The 588-nt window shown below is 74.8% G+C and carries 1 protein-coding gene; it reads left to right on the plus strand.

Going from position 1 to position 588, the window contains the following annotated elements; genetic code table 11:
* On the plus strand, nucleotides 1-588 hold a 588-nt coding region (locus tag CTZ28_RS46465), incomplete at both ends, for an L-serine ammonia-lyase, iron-sulfur-dependent, subunit alpha (protein ID WP_183154931.1).

The raw sequence follows: 588 nt of genomic DNA on the forward strand, positions 1-588 counted from the left end.
CAACCTGCTCGGCACCCACGCCATCGACTTCGACCGCGACACCCAGCTGGTGCTGCACCGGCGGCGCTCGCTGCCGTACCACGCCAACGGCATGACCCTGTGGGCCTACCGGGCCGACGGCTCCACCGTGCTGGAGAAGACCTACTACTCGGTCGGCGGCGGCTTCGTCCTCGACGAGGACGACGCGGGCCGCCCGCTGCTGGTCGCGGACCCGACACCGGTGCGGTACCCGTTCACCACCGGGGACGGACTGCTCGCGCTCACCCGGGAGACCGGGCTGCGGCCCAGCGACGTCATGCTGGCCAACGAGCTGTCGTGGCGCAGCGAGGCCGAGGTCCGGGCCGGGCTGCTGCACATCTGGTCGGTGATGCGCGAGTGCGTCGGGCGCGGCACCCACACCGACGGCGTCCTGCCCGGCGGGCTCCGGGTCCGCCGGCGGGCGGCCGCGCTGCGGGCGCGCCTGGAGTCCGGCGCCGACGAGACCGACGGCCTGCACGCCATGGAGTGGGTCACCCTCGCCGCGCTCGCGGTCAACGAGGAGAACGCCGCGGGCGGGCGCGTCGTCACCGCACCGACCAACGGTGCCGC

Origin of the sequence: Streptomyces shenzhenensis, assembly GCF_003688995.1 — a bacterium.
Taxonomy (GTDB): Bacteria; Actinomycetota; Actinomycetes; order Streptomycetales; family Streptomycetaceae; genus Streptomyces; species Streptomyces shenzhenensis_A.